The following is a 23,976-nucleotide window of genomic DNA, read 5'->3' on the forward strand; positions in this document are numbered from 1 at the left end:
CAACCATGGAGATCACCCTGCAGTACTTCGACGGCTGCCCGAACTGGGAAGTACTCGACCGCCGGCTTGCTGAGCTGCTCGACGGTCGATCAGATATCCGCGTCACACGACAGTTGGTCGAGACCGCCGAGGACGCCGAGCGCCTCGGATTCCACGGGTCACCGACCGTCCTCGTCGACGGCGTCGATCCCTTCGCCGACGAGCACACGCCGGTCGGGCTCGCCTGCCGGGTGTTCCGTACCCCTGCCGGGCTGGGAGGCTCTCCGACCGTCGAGCAACTGCGCGAAGCGATTTCCGGCCCGGCTCTGACGGGTGATGCTTGATCAGGGGTGGGTGGAGCGGAGAGCCGGGTAATCGGACCACTCGCCACCGGCGAGACGCGACCATGAGGCAGCGGATGCCGTCGTGATGCCGAGGAGATCCGAGACGATCCGGGGATGCAGTTGCCGGGTGAGCTCGATGAGCGCTGTCGTGCGGGCGCTCCCGGCAAGCAGGCCTTCGGCGCGAAGGCGACGGCTGAGCGGCCCCGGGGTGAGGTGACGGCCCGGGTTCCGGCCGGGGAACAACCACCCTTCAGGATGGCCCTTTGTGGCATCGACGAGCTCGACGATGGCGTCGCCGAGGATCTCTGGGACCTTGATCGGCTCGGCTCCGACGGTGAGCGTCACGGGCTGCGAGCTCGTATCGACCTGTGCCCGGGTGATCGTGACGATGCGGGTCAGCTGGATGCCGTAGAGCAGTACGAGGAGACCCGCGGCCCGGGTCTTCGGGTCCATGTCGGCATCGGACAGGAACCTGCGGGCCATCTGCCATCGGTGGTCGGAGGCATAGTCTCGCCCTTCGAGGCGATGGGCTCGAAACTCGACGCGAAGGGTGCTCAACCGGTGCTTTCGCAGCCAGCGAGTGAACGGTGCCAGCGCGTCGCGTTGGCTGGGCGAATCGGTCAGATGCGCGTCGAGTAGGCGCTGCGGAAACGTCGCCAGCGTCTCCTGGTGCGACCGGATCTCTCCAAGGAACGCGGCGCAGTACTTCAGCGCAGTCCGTTGCCTCTGGAATCCGGAAGCAGGGCTGGACGCGATGCGCAGTGCCCGAGTGGATCGGAGGAGCTCCCAGGTGCAGTATCGGCGCAGGATCAACCGGTCCTCGGGATGGTCGATGCCATCGAGCCAGTCGTTGAGCCAGTGGGTGAAACGCGTGCCCTCGACGTCGAGCTCCGGCAGCACGCCGGAACGGACCAGCAGTGAGAGGAGGAACGCGACCGACTGTCCCGACCGGGCTCGGGTGATGATCGCCTCGGCGGTGAGCGGCAGGGTCCCGTCCGCGAGCTCGCGGAGCACCATCGCGCACTTGCTCTTGTGCAGCCAGCGTTCGAGCGACGCCGCTTTGCCATGGTGCGTGAGCAGATAGTCAGCAAGGGGGTGGAGGTCCGCGCGGATCTCTCCCGCATCGTCGGCGAGCAGTTGCTGGATCGCGACGGGCCGGCGGCACTCGACGCAGAGGTGATGTTTGCGGATCTCCTCGATCGAGCCGCATCCGGGGCAGGCCATCGTGATCGGAGTGCCCGCGCAGTCGGCGCAGACCATCTGGCCATTCATGAAGCCGGTCAGGAACACCCTGCGCGCGCACTCGGGACAAGGTTGTGGTCTGCGCATCGCGTAGTAGCAGCGCGCGCATACTCGTCGTCCGTCGAGGTGGGAGGCGACGCGGCCAGGTTCTCCGCAGAGACCACAGGTCTTGATCGGTGCGGTGTAGCAGGCCAGACAGACCAGTTCCGGGCGACGGACGATGATGGTCGCATGCTGACCGCACCGCGAGCAGTCGCCGAACGATCGAGGGTCGGCTCGCCAACAGTCACGGCAAAAGCGCTGTCCGTCGATCGTGCGCTGCACGGGCCGGACCCGGCCACAGGACGCGCACGAGACGGACCGGGCGTTCCGCTCGCATCGGGAGCAGTGCCGACCACCGCCCGGCGTCTTGTGGGGCATTCTCACCGCGCGTCCGCAGGACTCGCACGTCGGCAGCATCACCCGGCTTGCCCCTTCTTCGACCAGCGCGCGGGCCAGATCCTGAACGGTCACCGGCACGTTCGCATGCTGCCCCTCCAGGACTCCGGGCTGCTTGATCAGCGCGAGCTCAAGAAGCCGCTGCGTGAGGGGTACTGGCGCAACCGAATGCACGATCTCAGCGATTCGCTCGCGAGAGATTTCGGGAACGAGAGGGTGGACGAGAGCGACGACTTCAGCGACTCGCGGCAGCTGCGGAGGCTTGGCCACCGCGGCTACTTCGTACGCGGCCGACGAATCGCCGCGCGAACAGGACGGAGATCACCGATCGACCCCCGTGTCGCCTCCTCGCCCACCGCCACCGGGGCCAAGGCCTCCCGGCGAGTGATCGTCACGAGATCGTTGAGCGAGCACTCCAGTGCATCGCACAACGCCGCCAACACGTCAAGACGCACCCGCTGTGGCGGCTGAGTCACCAGCCGATAGACCTGCTCCCGGGACAGGTCGATGCCGCGCTCTTCGAGCAGGGGCTTCAGCTTGGAGGTCTGGAAGATCCCGCGCGAAGCCATCACGCTGCGCAGATTCCAGCCGGTGTCGAGCTCAACGGTCATCAACTTCTCCTTCGATGAGGGCCTTCAGCGCTTCGGCGAGCACGCGGTTCTTGTAGTCCGAACTGACGGAGGCGTAGATCGAGGTCGTCGAGGCATGCATATGCCCGACCTGCTCTTGGACGAATCGATCGGCGTACCCGAACTCCAGAAGGTGCGTGACATAGGAATGCCGGAGGCTGTGCAGCGTCAGATCCTTCGACAGGCCGGCTTCATCACGCAGCTCTGCGAACCTCCGGTCGAGATACCCAGCAGACAGACGCGTACGGCGCTCGGTCACCCAGAGCGCGTCGAGGCGGTCTCCGGGCGCGAAACGGGCCCGGGCCTGCTCGAGCCATTGCTGCATTCCGGGCACCCACCAGTCGAACTCCGGCACCAGCAGCACCGTGCGACGTCGTGGCGCGCCACCGCCCGCCGCCTTCGCCCATCGCACGTGAACCGCGCCGTAGCGCCCCCACTGCCGCATCTTCGCGTTGTGGTGCAAATCGACGGTATCGAGCATCACCGCCTCAGTGCGGCGCAGACCGAACGCGTAGACCGTCTTCAGCAACTGGGCATCCCGCAACGCGCCGAGCGCACCCTTTCTCCCGGAGCTCACGAGCAGCTCGACGCGAGCGTCGGCCGTGTCAAACAGGCGCTCAATCTCGTCGTACGTGAACGGGCGACGCTTCCCATCGCCTTCAAACTCGAACCGATGCGCCACCGTGTTCCACGGCAGACACACCTGCGAGGGGACCTCCCCAAACTCGCGATCGCAGATCTCCATCCAGTCGTACAACGGGTTCGTGAGGTAATCACAGAACCCACGGATAGACCCATGGTTGGCGCGCATCGTCGACAGCGTCCGAGTGCGACCGCCGGACTCAGCAGTGAACTCATCCACATCCGCGACCGTCCACCTCCATGGCGGTTTGTCCACGAAATCACGGAACCGCGTCACCGTCGCCGTCCGGTTCCGTATCGTCTGCTCACGGAGTCCGCGCGACAGCTGCTGGTTCCGCCAACCATCGATCATCGCGCTGAAAACCTGCGCTTCCGGGTTCGCCAGTGCGACGTTCGATGCTGACGTGATCAGCCGAAGCGCCGCTGGAGAAGCCCCAAAATCTTGCATTAGATGCAACAAAGTATGGGACAGTGCATCACCCTGTCAACTCAGATCTCAGCATCCGCCAGATCTCGCTGTTATGGTCAGAGCAGATCCGCACCTCTCTGGTGAATAGACGTCGTTTGCAAGTGTGAACAGTTGCATTCACTGCAACATGCGAGGGTTCATGACCCGGGCGCTGATGTCCCCGTAGAGTTCGTAGTTGCTGGACTTGGCCACCAGTCCCCATTCCTTCGCGCGGGGCGCGAGTTTGAACCATGGCTCGCCGGTGGCAATGCCCAGGGCTTTCGCTTCGGGGGAGCGGGTCACGGCGCAGCCGTCGTTGTTCGAGAGCACCACCAGCGGCCTGCCCTCCAGCGAAGGATCGAAGGCACGTTCCGCCGAGGCGTAGAAGCAGTTGACGTCCACGTGGGCGATCTGCGGCATCTGCCGCATGATGGCAGGCTTGCTCATGGCCGTGCCCGCAGACGGCCGCGGCTAAACATGGTGCAAGCACCTGGTGGCCACGCCCCAGATGGTCAGCTCCGAGAGGGCAGGCACCCGGATGTCCGGATACTTTGGATTTTCCGCCTGCAGCACCACTCCCGTGGCAGTCAGGCGCAGGCGCTTCACAGTCAGTTCCCCGTCCAGTACGGCGATGACCACGGACCCGTCCTTCGGTTCCAGCGCCCTGTTGACGATCAGCTCATCACCGTCACTGATGCCGGCACGCTCCATGGAGTCTCCCGTCACCCGGACAACAAAGGTGCTGGTGATGTCCTTGATCAGGTGGGCGTTCAGGTCAATCCGGCCATCAAAGTAGTCCTGCGCCGGCGAAGGGAACCCCGCGGCGACGGGCACCGGCGAGATCAGCACCGAGAACAATGAGGCGCCCGCATCTATCACGCGGGGACCGATAATAACGCCCACAACACACCTTTATTCGAATATATGTTCGATTACTTCAGTGTAGACCCTGGCACTGACAAAGCCATCCCCCCGGTACTGCAGGCCGCGACGCCCTGGTGGCGTCCGCCGTCGCGCCCTAACAAACAGCAACGCTGCCGCACCTGACGGAGGCACCCTTTAAATACAGGAGTGGTGCTGTCCTCAGGGGACAGCACCACTCCTGCTTTCAGCTGGTGTTAGCCGGCGACGGCGGGCCGCGACTCCCGCACCACCGACGGCGTGAACTTCGCCCCGGTGTCCGGGAAGGAAGGCACCTGGATCCGGGCGTGGGTGTGGACTTCCTGAACCGTCCGGCGGGTGTGCTCCGCGATTTCCTCCATGGTGGCCACCCACATGCCGTCCATCCCTTTCACCCGCTCAATTAGCCGCTCCAGGGCCACAGCCTTGGAGGGCCGGCCGGAGATGAACGGGTGGTTGGTGAGGACGAAGCAGCTGCCCTGCGCGTGGTGCGCCTCGGCCTCAAGCGTCCACATCTCCAGTACCTTCGCCGGGCTTTCGATGACGCCGCTGCCGGTGACGCCGGGATAGAACGCATACTGCTCCCAGTCGTCCAGCGCCCAGTCCACCGGAATCTCCACGATGTCCCGGGAGTCATCCGGGGCGACGCTGAAGCGGTAGGGGGCGTCGCCGTCGAGCAGGCTCGAATCGTAAAGGAACCCGCGATCGGCGAGCAGCGCGGGGGAGTGCCAGTTCAGTTCCCACCACGGCGCCCGGTAGCCAACAGGCTCAACCCCGGCCACCTTGGCCAGTGCCTCCAGGCCGCGGTCAATGTAGCGTGCCTCCGTCTCGGCGTCGATACCCTGCATCGGCTCGTGCAGGTAGCCGTGGTGCGCCACCTCGTGCCCCGCGTCCACGATGCGCCGGACGGTGTCCGGGTAGCACTCGGCCGTGAAGCCGGGGATAAAGAAGGTGGCGCGGATGTCCTGCCGCCGGAGGATCTGCAGCAGCCGGGGGACTGCGACCTTGGGCCCGTAGGACTGGTGGGTCATCAGGGACATCCGGCTGGTGCTCTTGGGATCGTGGGCGATGGTGCAGGATTCGGCGTCGACGTCGAAGGTGAAGGAGGCTGCTGCCTGCTTGCCCTCGGGCCAGGTGATCGGGTGGGCGGAGTCCGGGAATGCTTCAAAGGTCATGGCAGGTGTTCCTAGGTTTAGAGGCCGGCCTGGGCGCTGGGCCGGGCAGGGATTCCGGCCAGGGCCGGGGAGGGCTGGGCGTCGGTACTGGCGGCCGGGGAGGATTCGAGGTACTTGCGGTGTACCCTCGGGCCCAGGATGGCGTAGCTCGTGGCGCTCGCCAGCCCGCCGGCCAGCCAGGATAGATCCAGGCCGCCCATGGCCACGGCGAAGGGGCCCTGCATGGCGGGAACGAGGCCGTACATAAACAGCCAGGTGGCGAAGATGCCTACCAGGAGGGAGGTGACTCCCGCCCAGTTGACGCCGGGCAGCCGCTTGGTGCCGACGCCGTCGAACAGCCGTGCGGGGTTGCCGGGCCAGCGCTTCTCGATCCAGAAGTAATGAACCAGCATGACGCCGCCCCAGGCGGCCACCCAGGCCACCAGGCCGATGAGCCAGGCGTCCAGGACCGCCGCGAAGTCCTCCTGGAAGATGAAGAAGACGACGGCGATCAGCGAGAAGACGCCGACGAACAGGTTCAGCTTGCGGCGGCTGATAGTGATGTCCAGTGACTGTGTGGCCACGGAGAAGGTGTAGATGTTCAGGATGTTGGTGGCGATGGGGCCGTGCAGCACCATCAGCAGGACGGGCAGCGCCAGGACGCCGAAGTTCTGGACGATGAGCTTTCCGGGGTCGATCTCGCCGCTGTTGGTGGCCAGGCTGGCACCCAGGACGCCAAGCCAGACCACCGGAATGAACTGGCCCAAGACGGACGCCAGGTAGACCTTCTTCTTGGGAACTTCCGTGCTGACGAAGCGGGAGTAGTCGGCCGCGTACGTGAACCACGTGATGCCCCAGCCGATGCCGATGGCGGTCATCACCGCGCTCATGGCTGCGATCCGCTCGGAGCCTTCCAGGATGTTGCCTGCGGGGCCGGCGTAGGCCCAGTCGATCTTCATGCCGAACCAGGCAACGGCGGACATGACGGCCAGGATGATGATGGTGGGCGGGACAGTCCACTTTTCGAAGGCGGCGATTGCCTTGTAGCCGAACCAGGCGATGGCCACTTGGGTCGCCATGATTCCTGTGGCCACAGCAATCTTCCAGGCATAGTTCTGCGCCGTGGGATCCACCCAGCCGAGCGTTCCGAACAGTGCCATCACCAGGTCCAGGATGATCCACGTGTTGACAGCGCACCAGCCGATCACCAGGAGCGCCTGGATGCTCGCGGGGAGGTAGTTGCCCCGCCGGCCGAAGGCGGCCCGGGCCAGGACCATGCCGGTGGCGCCCGTCTTCTGGCCCAGCAGGACGAAGCAGCCAAAGAGCAGCATGCCGATCAGGTTGCCCAAGACCAGGACGGTGACGGTGTCCGCGAAACCAAGCCCCAGGTGGATTCCGAGGGCGCCGAGCACCCAGTTGATGGGGGCCAGGTTGGCGCCGGCCCAGATCCAGAATTGGCCGGAAACTTTGTGCGTGCGCTGTGACTCGGGAATGGGCTGGAGCCAGGCCTCGCAGTCCTCGGCCGGCGCCATTGCCGGCCCTGACTGCTTCGTGGAGAGGTTGTCTTGCATGGGGAAAGCCTCCATAAGTGAAAGGGATAGATCCAGATTATGTGGCTCATGCCACAACCACCACATACAATGTGTCGTGAAGATTTGCCTTCTATGCGACGGAGTGTCATGCCAATACGGCTGCAGGATGTTTTGAAACATTCCACCCTCACACCCGCGGATCCAGTAATCCGCGCGGCTGCTGCCATTGCGGCCCAGACGCAGCTGCGCTGGATTCACTCCAGTGAGGTCTTGGACATCGCCCCGTTACTTGGCGGAGGTGAGCTGCTGCTCACCGGCGGCCAGGCGCTGGCCGCGGCGACGGATAAGCGGCGTATCGGCTACATCTGGGAGCTGGCCGAACGTGGGGTTGCTGCGCTGGCCATCGAGACGGGCGTGGCCCTGCCGTCCATTCCGTCCTCCATGGTGGGAGCCGCCGAAGCTGCCGGGCTTCCCTTGATAGAGCTGCGCAAAGTGGTGCCCTTCGTGGGCGTCATGGAAGCCATCAATTCGTTGCTGGTGAGCGAGTCGGCTGCGCACCTGCAGCAGGCTGACCGGGCAAGCCATGCCATGGCGGTTGAGCTGGCCCACGGCGGCAGCCTTGACCGGATCCTGGCCGTCCTCGCTGAGGCGGTGGGCGCCGAAGTTGTCCTGACTTCCAACGCGGGCGCGCCCTTGGCAAGCGCACTGCCTGCCGGCCACGCCGCGGATGCCGGGCCGGTGCCAGCCTCAGACGCCGACCAGGACCGTGCACGCACCACCCATATTGACGTCTCCGTGCGCGGCATACCTTCCGCGCGTTTGAGCCTCCACACGTTGGCTGGAGGAGATGTGAACCTGGCGAGGATTGCCGGGAACCGCTCGGTGGACATTCTGGCGCTGGCCCTGCTGCAGCGCATGCCGCCCGGCCTGAAGGAGATGGCAGGGGCCGCATTGATCCGCGCCGTTGATTCCGGCACGCAAAACTGGCGGCTCCAGCAGCTCGCACCGGCTGCGGGAATTCCTCCGGCTGCGCAGCTGGTGGCAGTAGTGATTCGGTCCCCCGGCTCACGGCAGCTCCGAACCACAGTGGAGCAGCTGTTGGACCGGGTGGGCCGGCACAGCGCCAGCTATGCGGACAACCAGGAGCTGTTGGCGCTCGCCGCGTTGCGGACCGGTAAAGCGCAGGAGGACCGCAGCGAGATCCTGGCCGGGCTCCGGACGCTGGAACTGCCCGAGGGCAGTATGAGCGCGGTAGGTCCGGTGGCTTCCGGGATTTCGGCGGCACCCTGGTCGCTGGCTGAGGCGCGGCTGACGCTGGATGTGGGAGCCGGCGACGAGCTGCGCTCTTCCGGGGCACGCCTGACGGGGGCGCTCGACGCGGAGGCGTTTGCGGTGGAACGGATGGCATTGCATTCCCTGGACGCCGCCCGGCGCGAGGATTTTGTGCGCCAGCAGCTGGGGGCCGTCCTTGACTACGACGCGCAGCGCCGCTCGCAGCTGGCCGAGACGCTGCGGGTATGGCTGGACTCCGGCTGCAACACCGCCCAGGCTGCGCGGGAGCTGCATCTGGAGCGGCAGTCCATGCACCAGCGGCTGCAGCGGATCTTCTCCCTCTGCGGCGGCGACCCCCGCAGCACCGGCCGCCTGGCTGCCCTGCACCTGGCCACCCGGCTCGCCGCCCTGCACAGCACGTGAGCCTGCCGAGGGCCGCTCATCGTCCGGTGGGACTTACCATCCGGCTGGGACGAACGCAGTGCTCGCACAGATAGTGAAGGAGGAACTCCTAGGGCTTGCTCTGAGGCCGGGATCCGGCGTACAGCTGCCCATCTTCCAGCATCCGGGGGCGGTTGATCATGAGCAGCCCCGCTGTGAGTGCCAGGAGCCAGGCGGAAAGCATTCCGAAGGACGCGACCCATGTGCCGCTGATGTCATACAGGAGTCCGAACATCAGTGGGCCTGTGCAGGCGAGGGAGTAGCCGACGCCCTGGGCGAATCCCGACAAAGCTCCAGAGCCTGCCGTCGTGCGGGTGCGTTTGTTGATCATCAGGAGGGCGAACGAGTAGGTGCCTTGTCCAAGTCCAGCGATGATCATCCAGAGCGGGGAGGTAGCCGCGGGCGCCAGGAGGAGCCCGCTGTAACCGACAGCGAACATCAGGGTGAAGGCGACGCCGATGGGGAACGGCTGCCGGGCCCTGCCCACGAGCCACGGAACGACGAGGCTGGTGGGCAGTCCGACGATGGCGTAAAGCGCCAGCATCGAGCCCGCCGTTCCTGGGCTCATGCCGCGGTCAACGAGGACTGTGGGAAGCCAAGTAAAAGTGGCAAAAGTGTTGCTGGAGCATCCGGCAAAGACTAAGGCGAGACCCCATCCGATGGGTGATCGCCACGGCTTAATCGTGGGGCGCTGACCGGTTGGGGAATCACTGGCCGTACCGATACCGGCCCGTCGTTCTGCACGGTTTCGGACGAGCAGGATGACCCAGGGCAGTGCCGCCGCGGCGCCCACGAGTGACCAGACTCCTACCGCCACCCGCCAGCCAGCCACGTCTGCGATGGGAACGGCCAACTGCGGTGCCACCGCCGTGCTGACGGCGAACAGCGTGACATAAAGGGCTGTAAGGAGCCCGACCCGGTCCGGGAAGTACTTCTTGACCAGCGGCGGCAGCACAATGTTGCCCAGGCCCAACCCGATCATGGTCAGCAAGGAAAACAACAGGAACACGGCCACGCTGGTGCCCAGTGCACGGCTTAGCTGTCCGATGACAGCCAAAAATACGGCGGTCAGCAACAAATGCTCAAGCGGAAGCCGCCGTATCAATTGCGGCGTCAGGAAGCCCATCAGGGCGAATCCGGCAGTTGGCAGCATCCCGAGTACGCCGATGGACGCTGCGTTGAAGGGCAGGTCGGCGCCCATGGGGGACAGGATGGGTGAAACGCCTGCTACTGCGAGCCTGGCGCTAAGGGCCACGAGAAGGATGCCGATAAAGACCATCCAACGCCCGGCGGCCAGGGGCCGTCTTCGGTCCTGCTGGTGCCCCGTGCTTGACTTCAGTCCTCTGGTGTTCCCAGCTTCGATGGCAGCATCCCCAAACTTGTCGCGGCCGGTGCCTTCCCTTCCGGCGGAAATGCCTTGGGTGGTGGGGCAACACAGCTCCGGGAAACCAGCCCGCCCCGCAGTGCTTTGGCACTTCGGGGCGGGCGGCCTTCCCATCATTTTTACTGCTTGGTGGTCCGTGCCACCGGGTTCGGAATTGGCGCAGGGCGCCGACCTTTCCCTTAGCTGCTAACGGCTGTCCGATCGGCGCCGGTGTTCGCTGCCTTGCGGCGCTTGAGTTGCGCGCGCACGGGTGGGACCACCAAGGCCGCCGCCGAGATGGCCAGGAGCACCAGGGCAATCGGGCTGGTGAATACCGACGCCCAGCCGTCGGTGATGAGGGCCCGGCGAAGATTCGCCTCCGCCAGTGGCCCCAGGATCAGTCCCAGCACTGCGGGGCCGGCGGGGAAGCCGAACCGCAGCATAAAGAGGCCGACTGCACCAAAAATCATCATCATGAAGACGTCAAAGACGCTGTTGTTAATCGAGTAGGTCCCCACCATGCAGAAAATCAGGATGATGACCCAAAGGTAGTGGCTGGGCAGTTCGAGGAGCTTGACCATGCCGCGCATCCGCAGGAGGCTCAGTCCGAGTGTGAGGACGGTGGCGATCAACATGATGGTCACCAGCGAGGACACGAGGTCCGGCCGGCTGCTGAAGAGGCTGGGCCCCGGCTGAATGCCCCAGATCATCATGGAACCGATCATCACGGCCATAACGGAGTCGCCAGGGACGCCGAGGGCCATGGTTGTGGTGACGCTGCCGCCAAGAGTTGCCGTGCTGGAGGTATCCCCGGCCGTCAGGCCCTCGAGTGACCCCTTGCCGAATTCTTCGGGGTGCTTGGATACTTTCCGGGCGTTGTCCCAGGCGATGATGCCGGCGATGTCTCCACCCACGGCAGGGACAAGGCCAACGATGGACCCTGTGACAGAACCGATACCCATAGGTTTGAGCAGCCTCTACATGAGCTTTCGTCCGGGCATCCATTGCCCCAGCTGGGTTACCGGCTTGACGTGGTGTTCGTGCTTGCGGCGGGTCAGGATCTGGTTGAGCACTTCCGCGACACCGAAGAACCCGATGATCACCGGAATGAAGGGAATGCCGCTGTTCAGTTCCAGCACGTCGAGGGTGAAGCGGGCGTCCCCGGTAATCGGATCACGGCCCACGGTTGCCAGCAGGAGGCCGAAAGCCCCGGCAGCGAGGCCTTTAAGGATGCGTCCGGATGAAACGCCGACCATCATGGTCAGGCCGAAGACCACCAGTGCGAACATCTCCGGGGGCCCGAATTGGCGGGCGAATTCCGACAGCGGCACCGCGGCAACCGCCAGGATGAGGATGCCGAACAGCATGCCGAAGGCTGAGCCGAAAGCCGAAGTTGTCAGCGCAAGGCCGGCCTGTCCCTTGAGGGCCAGGGGGTACCCGTCGAAAGTTGTGGAAATGGACGCTGGTGTGCCGGGGGTGTTGATGAGGATCGCCGGCACGCGGTCACCGAACTGCGCAGCAACATAGATGGTCAGCAGGACGGCAAGTCCCTGGATTGGTTCCAAGGTCAGGGTGAAGCCACTGGCCAAGGCCACAGCCATGGTTGCAGTAACGCCCGGGAAGGCGCCGACGAGCATGCCGACCAGGATGCCCAGACCGATGTAGAGGAGGGTGTCCACCTGCAGGACGGACATGATGCCGTCGGTGACGGGTGAGGCGGCGATCTGGATCATAGGTTTACCCGCAATGCGACGACAAACAGGAAATGGAGGAGGGCGGCAACGATGGCCGGAAACAGAATCAACGGTTTCCAGCCACGGCCGCCGTAGAGGGCAGTCAGGGTCACAGTAGCTGCGAATGTGATCAGCCAGAACTGGAGGACGTTCCACAGCAGGAGGTATCCCATGAGTACCGCGGCCGTGGCCACCATTCGTCCGATTCCCCAGCCGCTCAGCGGTTCGGGCAGGTTGGCTCGGCTCACTCCCCGAAACACGTTGACTACCACCTGCAGTACGCCGAAGGCGATGAGGCTCCAGGCAAGCATGGTGGGCCAGAACGGCGGGCCGAGCTCCACCCGCACGCCGGAACGGATCTCCTGGGCGAGGACCAGGATCAGGATTCCGAAGCCTATGGTTACAGCGGCTGGAACCAGTTCACGTATTCGGTGCGCACGGTCTGTAACCAAGGCTTCGGCCGGGGGGTGGATATGCGCCTCAGCGTGGTCCTGTTCAGGGTCTGAAGGGTTGAGCCCACCCGGCGGACCAGCTACTGCGTGATTATTCATTGTGTTCCTTTGTGTGGCTCAGGCACCCGGAGCCGGCGAACGCCGGCCCCGGATGCCTGAAGCTTTTTTGTCCGGGGCTACTTACCCTGGGCCAGCTTGATCCACGGGCCGTAACGGTCGGCCTCTTCCTGCAGGAATGCCTTCATTTCCTCGGAGTCCTTGAAGGTGGGCACAAGGTTGGACCCTTCAATGACCTTCTTGTATTCCGGGTTCTCAACGGCCTTGCCCATTGCCTCGGAGAGCTTCTTCACTACGTCTTCAGGAGTGCCGGCCGGGGCCATGATTCCCACCCATGAGGCATTCTGCAGGTCGATGCCCTCTTCCTTGGCGGTGGGAACATCCGGATTTTTCGGGTCCCGCTCCTCGGTCAACATGGCAAGGTAGCGGAGCTTTCCGGCGTCAACCTGGTTCTTTTGCGTGCCGATGGCATCGATCGAGAAGTCGACATCCCCCGCAGCCGCTGCCGCTACTGCAGGGGCGGAACCGTCAAACGGTACCGATGTCAGCTCGATGCCGGCCAGTTCCTGCAGACCCTGGGCCGGGGAGTCCCAGACCGAACCGACGCCCGGGCTGGAGTAGGTCACCTTGCCGGGGTTGGCTTTGGCATCAGCGACCAGGTCCTTGAGGGACGTGTACGGGCTGTCAACAGGGACTGCGATCGCGCCGGGGCCGGCCAGGCCCTGGCCGATGGGTTCGTAGTTGGCCGGATCGATGTCGTAGTCCTGGAACTGGAGCGTGGCCACCTCCACTCCCATCATCGAAAGGTTGTATCCGTCAGGCTTCTGGTCCTTGAGCCAGTTGTAGGCGACGGACCCGTTCGCTCCGGGCTTGTTTTCGACGATCACCTCAACGCCCAGCTCTTTCTCGAGGAGCGGTGCAACGGTCCGGGCCGTGAGGTCGCCGGAGCCGCCGGCCGCCCAGGGAACTGTGAGTCGGATATCCTCCGCCGGGAATTCCTCCGCGGAACTGCTATTGCTGCCCGAAGCGCAGCCGGTCAATGCCAGGAGACCCAAGGTCCCCACAGCGAGTGATTTCATAAGGGTCTTCACTACGGTCTCTCCTTTGACGCCGTATTGGTGAGAGGGGATGCCGGCTGACACTACTCCGGCATCGATCCCCCTTCGTTTGTGCGCTATGCGAACAACTGTGCAGAAAACGAACACTGCATGTAATGTAAGTCACGCAGCATGGCTGAGGCAAGGCGATGCCCAAATTGTGATCAGATCTGGATATTCGACCAAGGGGCTCCAAAGGCGGAGCGAAAGGTGGACCCATGAGCACGCTGGACGACTCTTACCTGGTGGGGCTGATCGGGGAAGGCACCACGCATTCCCTGACACCAGCACTCCATGAGCAGGAAGCGGACAGGCAGGGGCTGAGGTATCTATACCGCTCCATCGACCTGACTGTTCTGGGACGTCCGGCAGAGGACGTGGGCACCTTGCTTTCCGCAGGTCGTGACCTTGGGTTCAACGCCTTCAACATCACCGTTCCCGCGAAGCAGCTTGTCCTGGAACATCTTGACCGGCTTTCAGATGATGCGGCCCGGCTGGGCGCCGTGAATACCGTCCTCATCCGGGACGGGAAGTTTATTGGGCACAACACGGATTACTCCGGATTCAGCTCAGCCCTGAACCACGGCCTACCGGGAGCGGCGTTGGGAAGCGTGGTGCAACTGGGTGCCGGCGGCGCGGGAGCGGCAATTGCATATGCGCTCCTCACGGCAGGCGCTGAGCAGCTGACTTTGTTCGACCTGGAGCAGTACCGATCCCGGGACCGTGTTGAAGCCCTTTCCAGGCTCTTTCCGGACCGCAAGATCGAATCCCGTCCGTTGCAGGAAATTGGCGATGCACTGTCACGTGCAGACGGGCTGGTGCACGCAACGCCCGTGGGCATGCACGCCCACCCGGGCCTGCCTTTGGATATGGACTTGATCGAACCCAGGCACTGGGTTGCTGATATTGTCTATCGTCCAATCGAGACCCAGCTGATCCAAGCTGCTGCTGCCAAGGGCTGCAGCGTATTGAACGGCGGCTACATGGCCGTGGGCCAGGCAGTTGACGCCTTCCGCCTCATTACCGGTGTGGAGCCTGACGGGGAGCGGATGCGAAAGCATTTCCTTGAGATGATCGAGCAGGGCCGCTAATGATCCGGATAATAGGAGGAGTGAGGACTGTAGGAGATAAAACGGCCGGAGACGCTGAACCGGAGTCCGCTCCCCATTATGTGAAGTCCGTCGAGAAGACGTTCGCCGTCCTGCTCGCCTTCACATCCGAGGAGCCCAAGCTCACTGTCACGCGGGCGGCGGTCAAAGCAGACCTCAGCCGCGCGGCCGCCCGCAGGTTCCTGCTGACCCTTACGGACTTGGGGTACCTGCGGACCGATGGCAACTTTTTTGAGCTTACACCCCGGACCCTGGACATTGGCGCGTCCTTCATGGCCGGTCTCACTCTGCCTCGGATCGCGGAGCCGCACCTTAAATCCCTGGCGGCCCAGCTCGATGAGACCACCTCTCTGTGTATCCTCGACCGGACCGATGTGGTGTATGTGGCTCGGGTGGCGGCGCCTAGGCTGCTGAGCGTTTCCATCAACGTGGGCACCCGGTTTCCCGCCTGGGCAACATCCATGGGGCGGGTCCTGCTGGCCGGATTGGAGGAAGCGGAGCGGGAAGCTTATCTCAGCGAGGTGAAATTGCGGCCGTTCACTGACAACACCGTAAGCAGCGTTGACCAGTTGCGCGATGCTGTGGAGAAGGCCGGAAGGGCCGGCTGGACGATCGTGTCCGGGGAGCTCGAGGAAGGCCTGCGTGGGGTGGCGGTGCCTGTCAGGCGGGGCAGCCAGGTAGTGGCCGCGCTCAATGTTTCCCTGCAGCGTCATCGGATCGGCGCCGCAGCTATTGAACATGAGATCGTCCCCATGCTGCAGGCCGCCGCGAGTCGGATCGGCGACGATTACGGTGGCCGGAGGGCCTAGCATCCCGTCCCGCGGAGCCCTGGCCTGCCAGCGTCGCCGCAAGATGCTCTCCCACTGCGAAGGCCCGGGTGATTGCTGATCCGAGTGTCGCGCCCCCACCGGGGTAGTTGTTTCGGAAGACGCCGGCGGACACGTTTCCCGCCGCGTAGAGCCTGGGGATCGGTTGGTGATGGCGGTCGAGGACCCGTCCGTTGAAATCGGTAGCCAGCCCGCCTGACGTACCCAGGACGCCGGCCGAAACCGGCACTGCATAGAAGGGGCCGGTGGCAAGCGGCGCCAGGCATGGGTTCGGCGTCACGCCGGCATCGCCCAGGAAGCGGTCCTGCGGGGTGGATCCACGATGAAATTCCGTATCCATGCCCGCGGAGGAGTCCGCATTGAACCTGGCAAGGGTTTGCTCCAATCCCGCCGGATCAACACCAATTTTCCGGGCGAGTTCCTGCAGCGAGTCCGCCACAGCCATCCACTCCGCGGGAGTTCCGGGAGCGGAACCGGCCACCGGGTACTTCGACATGTAGGTGGAATCAAAAACGAGCCAGGCGGGATTGTTCTGCTGGCCCCTGGTATGGGGGTCGATGGAGGCGAACAGCCGGGCCGCGTCATGATAATTGAGTGACTCGTTGACGAACCGCTTCCCGGCCGCATTCACGGTAATGGATCCGGGCAATGTCATTTCCACGTTGGCCATCCGCCCGGACTGGACTCCGTCATACCGGTGCGCAGGGGTGCTGATGACCGGGACGCCCCAAACGGCCGTCATGTCAGCCACGGAGGCCCCTGCCTTGAGGCCAAGTTCCAGTCCGTCCCCCTCGTTGGACGGCGCGCCGATAGGCACAACCGGAAAAGGCAGGAACGCCTTTCTCAACCGTGGGTTCCACTCGAATCCTCCGGAAGCAAGGACGACGGCGGTGGCTGCCACTGCCTTGCGGTCCCCACCTGCTGCGAAGGTCACGTTCCACCCATCGCCGGGCAGGCCCCCGAGGGGTTCCAGATCCTGGACAGGCAACTCGACGGCGACGTGCACGCCGCGGTCCAGTGCGCTGGCGAGCAGCCGGCCTACCAGGGCCCCGCCCATGGTCCGCACGCCGGCCGCAGCCCGGCGGGCGAGCAGCACCGGATCCGCTGCCCTGCCGTTGAGTTCGTCGCGTTCGGTCATGGTCAGCAGTGGAAAATACGACGACGGGCGGATCACCTCCGCCATGCCGGGATAGTCTGCGGGGTCGAAGGCATCGTTGTCCAGGCCCCTGCCCCCGGCGGTGGCACCAGCCCACTCCATGTGGTAGTCCGGGCGGGCGATGGGCGTCATGGATACCCGGGTGTTCGTCGTAAGGTATTCGACGGCGCGCGGTGCGGTAGCGACGTACCAATCGATTTCCTGGGTGGTCAGCACGTGGCCGGCAGCCGCGGCCAGGTAGGCCACGGCGTCAGAATGGCTGTCGGGGAAGCCGGCGGCGCGGGCCAGATGGTTGTTCGGCGCCCACATGACGCCGCCGCCGGCCGCCGTGGTGCCGCCCAATTGTGCAGCCTTTTCTGCCACCAGGACGCTAAGCCCGGCGTCCGCGGCAGTTACGGCTGCAACCAGCCCTGAGGCGCCGCTGCCGGCCACCACCACGTCATAGGATTCGAGCAACGCATCCAGGGGTGTGATCACGGAGTTCATGCCGGAACCGCTTCCCGGGAAGGCATTGACTCTCCGGCAGTCTTGGCGGCGGGCATGTCGATGACGATTTTGCCCACCTTTTCCGTGCGGTCAGCCATCAGTGCATAGGCTTCGGGCAGGTCCCTGAAGCCGAAGCGGTGGGTCATGAGTGCCCGCGCCTGCCCGGGATGGCGGGCCAGCAGGCAGAGGCCGTCGGGAATCAGGTTCAGGCTGTTGCGGCTGCCCATGATGTCGAGTTCTTTGAAGGGGAGGTCCTTCATGGAAATCGTGGCAGGGCGCGCCGAGATGCCAACCTGCACGATGCGGCCGGCACTGGCCACGAGCCGGATGGCATTTTCAAACGAGGAGGGCACGCCAGTGGCCTCGATGACCAGGATGGGACCGTACCCCTTCGTCAAGGTGTCCATCCTGGCGGCCTGTTCGACGTCGGGGAAGGGCCCGGAAGGATCAACCAGGAGCGTATCCGCTGCGCCGAATTCGGTGGCGAGCTCCAGCCGGTCCGGTTCGGTGTCGGCGGCAATGACGTTCACTCCCAGTTCTGCCAGGTACAGGCTGGCAAGCAGCCCGATCGGCCCGCTGCCCAACACCAGCGCGGATTCCCCGGCCATCGGACGGCCCCGGTTCACGGCCTGCATCGCAATCGAGGCGGGCTCGCCCATCGCGGCAATTTCCAGGGGCAGGTCCGCCGGAACAAGGCAAAGCTTCTCCACGGGGACGCTGAGGAGTTCAACCAGGCCGCCATCGGAATAGCAGCCGATGCAGCCGATGCTGCGGCAGACGTTCGGCCGGCCCTGCCGGCACGGCTGGCACTCCCCGCAATATGTCATAGGGGTGACAGCCACGCGGTCGCCAACGCTAATGGGGGCTGCGTCTTCTCCGATGGCTTCCACGATGCCGGAAATCTCGTGCCCCTGAACAAGCGGCAGTTCAGTGGGGTAGTCGTCTTGCCAGATGTGAAGGTCCGTTCCGCAGAGTGCCACATGGTGGACCCGGACCAGGGCATGGCCCGCTTCGAGGGAGGGCTCGGCCACCTCTTCGTAGCTGATGGTTTCTTTGGCAAGGGTGCGTGCAGTCAGCATGGATATCCCGCCTTACTTTTCGTCTGCGCCGAAAAAGATGTTCCACTGCCTGATGCTGCGTTCTTCAATCAGGTTGTTCTGGAAGAACGGGTCCTGGTCCATGACGGCTTCGACGTCTGCTTTTGATTCGCCGTTGATGATCAGCAAGGCGCCAGGGGCCTCTTCCGGCGCGAACGGGCCGGACTTGGCCAGCAGGCCGCGGTCGAACTGCGACTGCAGGAACTGGATATGACTGGGGCGGTGCTGGTCCCGGCTGGCGGCGGTTCCATCCGCGTACGAATATGTGACGGCGAAAGCAGGCATGGAAATTTCCTCTTCATTGAGTCAGGAGCTGTGTGCCGGCGTCGTCCCCTGTGGGACCAGCCATGCTGTGTTCCTCAATGATGGAGAGCTAATTGTGAGCTGTCCAATACTTAGTAGGTCAAACACTATGTGCGCAGGGCACTTAGTGTCTCTCCTTCAACCGCGGCTTCGCGAGCCCTCGCTCACCGCCGCTCACCCTGCCGGCGTGGGCAGCACTTCCTCTGCCACCTGCAGTGCCAGCCTCAACGCAGGGGAGATAAGGGCAGGGTTCCACGCGATGCCGGATTCCAAGCGGGGCAGGGCGCCCGAGAGCGGAATAAACACCGTACTGGAGGGCATGATCCCGGCGACGGAGTCAGGCATGAGGCTGACACCCACTCCACCGGCCACCAGGGAAAGTGCCGTGTAGGGGTCCGAGACTTCCTGGACCACGCGGGTGCGGAATCCGGAGGCTGTGCAGGCCGAGAATGTCGCCTCCCGGAGGGTGGAGCCCTGGGCCTCGGGCATGGTGACGAATCCGTCGCCGGCCAACTCCGCCAAGGCAACGGACTGCCTGCCGGCGAGCGGGTGATCCACAGGTAAAGCGGCGCCGAGTGGTTCTGTCGCGATACGCCGGGCAGCCAGGGACGGGGCGTCCACCGGCAGGCCCACGAAGGACAGGTCCAGGGAGCCGTTGCGGAGGAGGTTCAGCGCGTCCTGGGTCAAGAGTCCACCGGACAGCGTCAGTTCCAACTCGGGATAGCGTTGCCGCAGTGCGCGCGTCAGGGGCGTGAGCGTCTTGTGGTTCAATGCACCGGAGAAGCCGATGCCCAGGCGGCCGTAAAACGTACCGGCTTCGGTGGTGGCCGCACGGCGGGCGAGGTCAAGTTCCTCAACGACCTTCCGGGCATGGGGCAGGAACGACAGCCCGGCAGCCGTCAGGGAGACGGCCCGGGTGTTGCGCTCGAACAGCTCCGCGCCCAAACTCTTTTCCAGTTTTTTTATGGTTTGGCTCAACGGAGATTGCGCCATCCTCAGCCTGCTGGCCGCCCGCCCAAAGTGCAGCTCCTCCGCGACGGCAAGGAACGCTTCGATCTGCCGCAGTTCCACTCTCTTGCTCCCTGCACCGGTCCTGGGGGTAATTCGATGTCCACGTAAGGGTACATTCTGGAGACATGACAGAGATTCGGTGGCTGGAAGCGTTCGTTGCCGTGGCCGAGGAGCTTCACTTCGGCCGTGCTGCAGAGCGCCTGCACACATCCCAGTCCCCTTTGAGCCAAATTATCCGGAAGCTGGAGGCGGATCTGGGGACGCGGCTTTTTGAACGCAACACCAGAAGCGTAGCCCTGACGCCCTCCGGGCACGCCCTCCTTCCGCGGGCTTATCGGGTCATCCAGGACATGCGCCTGGCCCGCGAAGCTGCCCAGGCCGAGGTTGCCGGCGTCCGGGGCAACATCAGGATCGGATTCTCCGGCGCAGTTAATCATCTGACCCTGCCGCCGCTCACCCGTGCCGTACGCCGCCGCTACCCTGACATCAAAATGGAGCTCACCAGCCGCGTGCGGACGGTCGATGGGTTGGCCAATGTAGCGAACGGTACCCTCGACCTCGCTTTTGTTGGCCTTCCCGAAGATCCGCCCCCATCCGTGGTGACGCGGCTGGTTGCAAGCGAAGAAGTCGGTGCAGTGCTTCCGTTGGACCATCCGCTCGCCCATGAAGAATCCATTTCCCTGCGGGCGCTGGCGAAAGACGATTTCATCTCGCCCCCGCTGGATGGCTCATCGTCAATGACTGACGTGATGCTCACCGCCTGCCTGGCAGCCGGATTCCGGCCACGCATTGTCCAGGAATTGTCCGACCCCTACATGGTGCTGACTTTCGTTGCAGCCGGGGTGGGCGTGACCCTCATGAGCAGCGGAATATCAGGCATTATCCCTTCCGGGGCAACGTACGTGGCCCTGGATGACCCGCCACATTTCATGAATCACGCCATAGCCTGGTCTGCCGAGAATGACTCAGCCGTGCTGGCCGCCGTACTCGCCGTCGTCGAAGACGTCTTTCCCGCAGTCCCTGACGTCCCACCCGGGATTTAGTCGATTATGAGCATAGTGATAGATCATTTTAGTCGTGGACTAACTAAGTGATGACAGCCACACTGGTTGGAGAAGCCGCATAAGACGGCGCACCGTCCCGCCGCAGGCCCTCTCCAAGAGCCCCGGGACGGTCCCAGTCACACGAAGGGAACACCATGTCAGTGTCGACATCGGCTCCAGCACGTCCAAAAAACAATGCGAAGATCGCGGCCGTTTCAGGGTTCGTGGGCAGCGCCCTCGAGTACTACGACTTCTTCATCTTCGGCTCAGCGGCAGCCCTGATCTTCGGAAAGCTGTTCTTTGCCCCGGGCCCGTCGGCGATGCTGCTGTCATTCGCCACGGTCGGCGTTGCCTACATCGCCCGCCCGCTTGGAGCGGTGATTTGCGGCCACCTTGGCGACAAGTTCGGCCGTAAGAAGGTGCTGCTGCTAACCCTCCTGCTGATGGGCGCCTCAACCTTCCTCATCGGCTGCCTGCCCACCTACAACGACATCGGAATGGCGGCACCCATCCTCATTGTGCTGCTGAGGCTCCTTCAGGGGCTCTCGGCCGGTGGCGAATCACCCGGCTCCAGCTCCCTCACCCTTGAGCATGCACCTGACCGGAAGCGCGCCTTCTACACCAGCTGGACCATGAGCGGCATCATGTTCGGCATTGTGCTCTCAACGCTCGTCTTCATTCCCGTGGCGTCCATGCCGGAGGACCAGCTGCTCGCCTGGGGCTGGCGGATCCCTTTCCTCGCCAGTGCCGTAGTCACCGTCATCGCCTTTGTCCTCCGCCGGCTCCTCGAAGAACCGGCCGTATTCGCGGAAGTCAAAGCCCAGGACGAAGTGGTCAAAGTGCCCATGGTGACGCTGTTCAGGCATCACTGGGCCACCGTTATCCGTGTCACTGCTATGTCCCTTTTCACCATCATCAACACCATCATCAACGTCTTCGCCCTCTCCTACGCCACGTCGGTTGTGGGCGTGGAAAAGGGGCTGATGCTGACCGTCATCGCGGTGGCCAACCTTGCGGCGGTGGCCATGGGCCCGGTGGCCGGCATCCTTTCGGACCGCGTTGGCCGCAAACCTGTATTCCTCTCCGGCCTGGTCCTGCAGATGGTGATGATCTTCGTGTTCTTCTCAGCGCTGTCTTCCGGGAACGTTCCCCTGATCTTCCTCACCGGCATCCTGCTCATAGGTTTTGCCTACACCGCCACCAACTCGATCTACCCGGCCTACTTCCCTGAGCAGTTCCCGGTCAAGGTGCGGTACTCGGGCATGGCCATCAGCCTCATGTTCGGCCTCCTTCTGGCCGGATTCGCGCCGGTGATCTCCGAGCTGCTGATCGGCGGCAACAGGGCCAACTGGGTGCCTGTTGCAACTTTCGCCGCCGTAGCCTGTGCCATCTCGGCCGTCGCGGCGCTGATGGCACCTGAGACTTTCAAGACTCCCACGGCCCTGCTGGGACTAAAGAAATCAAACCCGCGCCTCCACCCGGCGTCGTCCGCCACCCCGGAGCCGGCCAGCCTGCAATCCAGCACTGGCGGCGCCACCGCAGGTGCCGTTGCCGACAAGGCACGGGCATGAACCAGCAAACCCTGGCGGGCACGTGGGCGTTCCGGCCACGCGAAGCGGACACCGGCCACCGGTTCCTGGTGGGGCTGCTCGGTGCCGGCATCAGCGGATCGCTCACCCCGGGCCTGCACGAGGCGGAGGCCGGCAGGCTTGGCCTTTACTACACCTACCGTGTCATCGATCTGGATGCCATCGGACAGGAGGCCGGGAAGTCCGCGGCGCTGGTTCGAAACGCAGCTAACCTCGGATACGACGGCCTTAACATCACCCACCCAAGCAAGCAACTGGTGCAGGACGGCCTGGATGAACTCTCAGCGGATGCCCTGGTCCTCGGTGCCGTCAACACCGTCACGTTCCACGACGGCAAGGCTGTGGGCCACAACACCGACCATGCGGGCTTCACCGACGGCCTCCGGGCCGGACTCCCGCATGCCGCAACCGGCTCCGTGGTGCAAATCGGGGCGGGAGGGGCCGGCGCGGCTGTGGCGTTCGGACTGCTCGGGGCGGGAACCCGGAACCTGGTCATCGCTGACATCGAACCGGCAAGGGCCGAAGGCCTGGCAGCCCGGCTGGCCCCGCATTTTCCGGACAGCCACATATCTGTAACCAGGACGGACGCAGTGGCCGGCAGCATCCAACATGCCGATGGACTGGTGAACACAACCCCCATCGGAATGACCGGCCACCCGGGAATTCCCGTGGATCCCGAGCTGCTCCACCCGGGGCTCTGGGTGGCAGATGTGGTCTACCGGCCACTCGAAACCCAGCTGGTCAAGGCAGCGCGGGGCAAGGGCTGCGCAGTACTCGATGGCGGACGGATGGTGGTGGGGCAGGCAGCCGCCGCCTTCGAGCTTTTCACCGGGATCCCCGCCGACGCCGACCACATGCTCAGCACGCTCCGACGGACGGCCAGTTGATGCGCCGAGCACCCAGCACCATCGCCGAATCCCGTTGCCTGGTGATCGGAGCAGCCAGCGGCATCGGGCGTGCTACGGCGGCATGCCTTCGGGCGTCCGGGGCGGCCGTCGTCGGTGCGGACCTGCCCACAGCCACCTGGCCCGGAGAACCCGGAACCTCGTCACTGGCGATGGACGTCGCCGACCCTGAGTCGGTTGCCGCGGCCGTATCGGCAGCAGCGGAGGACATGGGAGGGCTTGACGCAGTGGTGAACTGCGCGGGCATCCTGGGTCCGGTGGCCCCGGCGGCGGCCACATCGGTCGAAGACTTCGAACGGATCATGAGGATCAACCTGACAGGGGCATTCATCGTCTCCCGGGCGGTCCTGCCGCGGATGGCCGAGGCGGGCTACGGCCGCCTGCTTCACATCTCCTCTACGGCGGGCAAGGAAGGCGTTGTCAACATGCCCGCCTACTCCGCCAGCAAGGCCGGAATCCTTGGCCTCGTCAAGTCACTCGCCAGGGAGTTCGCGCTCTCCGGCGTCACCGTCAATGCCCTGGCACCGGGCAATATAGTGACTCCGCTTTTCGCGGAAGTTCCGGCCGAGCAGCAGGCGGCCCAGGCGGCCAGGATTCCGATGGGCAGGTTCGGACAGCCCTCCGAAGCGGCCTCGCTCATCGAGTTCATCGTTTCGCCGGCCGCCTCCTACACCACAGGCTTCGTTTTTGATCTCTCCGGCGGCCGGGCCACCTATTAGCCCGGCAC

The 23,976-nt window shown here is 64.4% G+C and carries 21 protein-coding genes and 2 pseudogenes; 8 read left to right on the top strand and 15 right to left on the bottom strand.

Features of this window, described 5'->3' with window-relative positions; all coding sequences use genetic code 11:
* Window positions 1–5 precede the first annotated feature (5 nt).
* Window positions 6–323 (top strand): hypothetical protein, encoded by a 318-nt coding sequence (locus tag ACIQF4_RS13275; protein WP_058631820.1) that lies wholly within the window; start codon window positions 6–8, stop codon window positions 321–323.
* On the opposite strand, the gene ACIQF4_RS13280 is transcribed toward ACIQF4_RS13275, so the two are convergent.
* The 7 genes and pseudogenes from ACIQF4_RS13280 to ACIQF4_RS13310 all read right to left on the bottom strand — a co-directional run bounded on the left by ACIQF4_RS13280 (window position 324) and on the right by ACIQF4_RS13310 (window position 7,347).
* Window positions 324–2,273 carry a hypothetical protein gene (locus ACIQF4_RS13280; protein WP_238989084.1) on the bottom strand — a complete coding sequence of 650 codons (1,950 nt, stop codon included), beginning with the start codon at window positions 2,271–2,273 and terminating at the stop codon, window positions 324–326.
* Between the two features lie 5 nt (window positions 2,274–2,278).
* Window positions 2,279–2,614 (bottom strand): helix-turn-helix transcriptional regulator, encoded by a 336-nt coding sequence (locus ACIQF4_RS13285; RefSeq protein ID WP_124091585.1) that lies wholly within the window; start codon window positions 2,612–2,614, stop codon window positions 2,279–2,281.
* Window positions 2,604–3,722 carry a tyrosine-type recombinase/integrase gene (locus tag ACIQF4_RS13290; protein ID WP_238989083.1) on the bottom strand — a complete coding sequence of 373 codons (1,119 nt, stop codon included), beginning with the start codon at window positions 3,720–3,722 and terminating at the stop codon, window positions 2,604–2,606. Before ACIQF4_RS13290 ends, ACIQF4_RS13285 begins: the two co-directional genes overlap by 11 nt.
* Before the next feature lie 159 nt (window positions 3,723–3,881).
* Window positions 3,882–4,169, bottom strand: a pseudogene (locus ACIQF4_RS13295) (DNA polymerase V subunit UmuC); the annotation flags it as partial.
* A gap of 24 nt (window positions 4,170–4,193) precedes the next feature.
* Window positions 4,194–4,625, bottom strand: coding sequence for a LexA family transcriptional regulator (locus ACIQF4_RS13300; protein WP_188809791.1), 432 nt, complete (start codon window positions 4,623–4,625; stop codon window positions 4,194–4,196).
* A 215-nt stretch (window positions 4,626–4,840) separates the two neighbouring features.
* On the bottom strand, window positions 4,841–5,797 hold the full coding sequence (locus ACIQF4_RS13305) for a polysaccharide deacetylase (RefSeq protein WP_400517025.1): 957 nt from the start codon (window positions 5,795–5,797) through the stop codon (window positions 4,841–4,843).
* Window positions 5,798–5,814: 17 nt separating this feature from the next.
* Entirely contained in the window at window positions 5,815–7,347 is a 1,533-nt protein-coding gene (locus ACIQF4_RS13310; protein ID WP_400517024.1) for a purine-cytosine permease family protein, read from the bottom strand.
* Window positions 7,348–7,455: 108 nt separating this feature from the next.
* On the opposite strand from ACIQF4_RS13310, the gene ACIQF4_RS13315 reads away from it, so the two are divergent.
* Window positions 7,456–9,003, top strand: coding sequence for a PucR family transcriptional regulator ligand-binding domain-containing protein (locus tag ACIQF4_RS13315; RefSeq protein WP_400517023.1), 1,548 nt, complete (start codon window positions 7,456–7,458; stop codon window positions 9,001–9,003).
* Between the two features lie 88 nt (window positions 9,004–9,091).
* Here ACIQF4_RS13315 and ACIQF4_RS13320 read toward each other — a convergent pair whose 3' ends face one another.
* From ACIQF4_RS13320 to ACIQF4_RS13335, 4 genes and pseudogenes are all read right to left on the bottom strand, one after another.
* Window positions 9,092–10,300 carry an MFS transporter gene (locus tag ACIQF4_RS13320; protein ID WP_400517022.1) on the bottom strand — a complete coding sequence of 403 codons (1,209 nt, stop codon included), beginning with the start codon at window positions 10,298–10,300 and terminating at the stop codon, window positions 9,092–9,094.
* 284 nt (window positions 10,301–10,584) lie between these two features.
* Window positions 10,585–12,117 (bottom strand): annotated as a pseudogene (locus tag ACIQF4_RS13325) (tripartite tricarboxylate transporter permease).
* Window positions 12,114–12,668, bottom strand: coding sequence for a tripartite tricarboxylate transporter TctB family protein (locus ACIQF4_RS13330; protein WP_400517021.1), 555 nt, complete (start codon window positions 12,666–12,668; stop codon window positions 12,114–12,116). The pseudogene ACIQF4_RS13325 and the gene ACIQF4_RS13330 overlap by 4 nt, the downstream one beginning before the upstream one ends.
* Window positions 12,669–12,745: 77 nt before the next feature.
* Entirely contained in the window at window positions 12,746–13,717 is a 972-nt protein-coding gene (locus tag ACIQF4_RS13335) for a Bug family tripartite tricarboxylate transporter substrate binding protein (RefSeq protein WP_400517020.1), read from the bottom strand.
* 224 nt (window positions 13,718–13,941) lie between these two features.
* On the opposite strand from ACIQF4_RS13335, the gene ACIQF4_RS13340 reads away from it, so the two are divergent.
* On the top strand, window positions 13,942–14,814 hold the full coding sequence (locus ACIQF4_RS13340) for a shikimate dehydrogenase (RefSeq protein WP_400517019.1): 873 nt from the start codon (window positions 13,942–13,944) through the stop codon (window positions 14,812–14,814).
* Window positions 14,815–14,834: 20 nt separating this feature from the next.
* Complete coding sequence (locus ACIQF4_RS13345; RefSeq protein WP_400517018.1) at window positions 14,835–15,641, top strand: IclR family transcriptional regulator C-terminal domain-containing protein; 807 nt, start codon at window positions 14,835–14,837, stop codon at window positions 15,639–15,641.
* On the opposite strand, the gene ACIQF4_RS13350 is transcribed toward ACIQF4_RS13345, so the two are convergent.
* From ACIQF4_RS13350 to ACIQF4_RS13365, 4 genes are all read right to left on the bottom strand, one after another.
* Window positions 15,562–17,301 carry an FAD-dependent oxidoreductase gene (locus tag ACIQF4_RS13350; RefSeq protein WP_400517017.1) on the bottom strand — a complete coding sequence of 580 codons (1,740 nt, stop codon included), beginning with the start codon at window positions 17,299–17,301 and terminating at the stop codon, window positions 15,562–15,564. The genes ACIQF4_RS13345 and ACIQF4_RS13350 overlap by 80 nt on opposite strands.
* Entirely contained in the window at window positions 17,298–18,380 is a 1,083-nt protein-coding gene (locus tag ACIQF4_RS13355; protein WP_400517016.1) for an alcohol dehydrogenase catalytic domain-containing protein, read from the bottom strand. The genes ACIQF4_RS13350 and ACIQF4_RS13355 overlap by 4 nt, the downstream gene beginning before the upstream one ends.
* 12 nt (window positions 18,381–18,392) lie before the next feature.
* Window positions 18,393–18,683 (bottom strand): YciI family protein, encoded by a 291-nt coding sequence (locus ACIQF4_RS13360; RefSeq protein WP_400517015.1) that lies wholly within the window; start codon window positions 18,681–18,683, stop codon window positions 18,393–18,395.
* A 192-nt stretch (window positions 18,684–18,875) separates the two neighbouring features.
* Window positions 18,876–19,772, bottom strand: a complete 897-nt coding sequence (locus ACIQF4_RS13365) for a LysR family transcriptional regulator (RefSeq protein WP_400517014.1) — start codon at window positions 19,770–19,772, stop codon at window positions 18,876–18,878.
* 65 nt (window positions 19,773–19,837) lie between these two features.
* On the opposite strand from ACIQF4_RS13365, the gene ACIQF4_RS13370 reads away from it, so the two are divergent.
* From ACIQF4_RS13370 to ACIQF4_RS13385, 4 genes are all read left to right on the top strand, one after another.
* Window positions 19,838–20,755: a LysR family transcriptional regulator gene (locus tag ACIQF4_RS13370; protein ID WP_400517013.1), complete on the top strand. Its 918-nt coding sequence runs from the start codon at window positions 19,838–19,840 to the stop codon at window positions 20,753–20,755.
* Window positions 20,756–20,910: 155 nt separating this feature from the next.
* Window positions 20,911–22,326 (top strand): MFS transporter, encoded by a 1,416-nt coding sequence (locus tag ACIQF4_RS13375; RefSeq protein ID WP_400517012.1) that lies wholly within the window; start codon window positions 20,911–20,913, stop codon window positions 22,324–22,326.
* Window positions 22,323–23,231, top strand: coding sequence for a shikimate dehydrogenase (locus tag ACIQF4_RS13380; protein WP_400517011.1), 909 nt, complete (start codon window positions 22,323–22,325; stop codon window positions 23,229–23,231). Before ACIQF4_RS13375 ends, ACIQF4_RS13380 begins: the two co-directional genes overlap by 4 nt.
* Window positions 23,231–23,968: an SDR family NAD(P)-dependent oxidoreductase gene (locus ACIQF4_RS13385; protein WP_400517010.1), complete on the top strand. Its 738-nt coding sequence runs from the start codon at window positions 23,231–23,233 to the stop codon at window positions 23,966–23,968. Before ACIQF4_RS13380 ends, ACIQF4_RS13385 begins: the two co-directional genes overlap by 1 nt.
* Window positions 23,969–23,976 lie beyond the last annotated feature (8 nt).

It is taken from the genome of Pseudarthrobacter sp. NPDC092202, from assembly GCF_044755505.1.
Taxonomy (GTDB): Bacteria; Actinomycetota; Actinomycetes; order Actinomycetales; family Micrococcaceae; genus Arthrobacter.

Excerpts from the sequence above, each read along its gene's own strand:
- ACIQF4_RS13275 (WP_058631820.1), top strand. The coding sequence starts at position 6 with ATGGAGATCACCCTGCAGTACTTCGACGGCTGCCCGAACTGGGAAGTA.
- ACIQF4_RS13350 (WP_400517017.1), bottom strand. The coding sequence starts at position 17,301 with ATGAACTCCGTGATCACACCCCTGGATGCGTTGCTCGAATCCTATGAC.
- ACIQF4_RS13290 (WP_238989083.1), bottom strand. The coding sequence starts at position 3,722 with ATGCAAGATTTTGGGGCTTCTCCAGCGGCGCTTCGGCTGATCACGTCA.
- ACIQF4_RS13375 (WP_400517012.1), top strand. The coding sequence starts at position 20,911 with ATGTCAGTGTCGACATCGGCTCCAGCACGTCCAAAAAACAATGCGAAG.
- ACIQF4_RS13315 (WP_400517023.1), top strand. The coding sequence starts at position 7,456 with ATGCCAATACGGCTGCAGGATGTTTTGAAACATTCCACCCTCACACCC.
- ACIQF4_RS13360 (WP_400517015.1), bottom strand. The coding sequence starts at position 18,683 with ATGCCTGCTTTCGCCGTCACATATTCGTACGCGGATGGAACCGCCGCC.
- ACIQF4_RS13340 (WP_400517019.1), top strand. The coding sequence starts at position 13,942 with ATGAGCACGCTGGACGACTCTTACCTGGTGGGGCTGATCGGGGAAGGC.
- ACIQF4_RS13320 (WP_400517022.1), bottom strand. The coding sequence starts at position 10,300 with ATGGTCTTTATCGGCATCCTTCTCGTGGCCCTTAGCGCCAGGCTCGCA.
- ACIQF4_RS13310 (WP_400517024.1), bottom strand. The coding sequence starts at position 7,347 with ATGCAAGACAACCTCTCCACGAAGCAGTCAGGGCCGGCAATGGCGCCG.
- ACIQF4_RS13305 (WP_400517025.1), bottom strand. The coding sequence starts at position 5,797 with ATGACCTTTGAAGCATTCCCGGACTCCGCCCACCCGATCACCTGGCCC.
- ACIQF4_RS13355 (WP_400517016.1), bottom strand. The coding sequence starts at position 18,380 with ATGCTGACTGCACGCACCCTTGCCAAAGAAACCATCAGCTACGAAGAG.
- ACIQF4_RS13385 (WP_400517010.1), top strand. The coding sequence starts at position 23,231 with ATGCGCCGAGCACCCAGCACCATCGCCGAATCCCGTTGCCTGGTGATC.
- ACIQF4_RS13380 (WP_400517011.1), top strand. The coding sequence starts at position 22,323 with ATGAACCAGCAAACCCTGGCGGGCACGTGGGCGTTCCGGCCACGCGAA.
- ACIQF4_RS13285 (WP_124091585.1), bottom strand. The coding sequence starts at position 2,614 with ATGACCGTTGAGCTCGACACCGGCTGGAATCTGCGCAGCGTGATGGCT.
- ACIQF4_RS13330 (WP_400517021.1), bottom strand. The coding sequence starts at position 12,668 with ATGAATAATCACGCAGTAGCTGGTCCGCCGGGTGGGCTCAACCCTTCA.
- ACIQF4_RS13370 (WP_400517013.1), top strand. The coding sequence starts at position 19,838 with ATGACAGAGATTCGGTGGCTGGAAGCGTTCGTTGCCGTGGCCGAGGAG.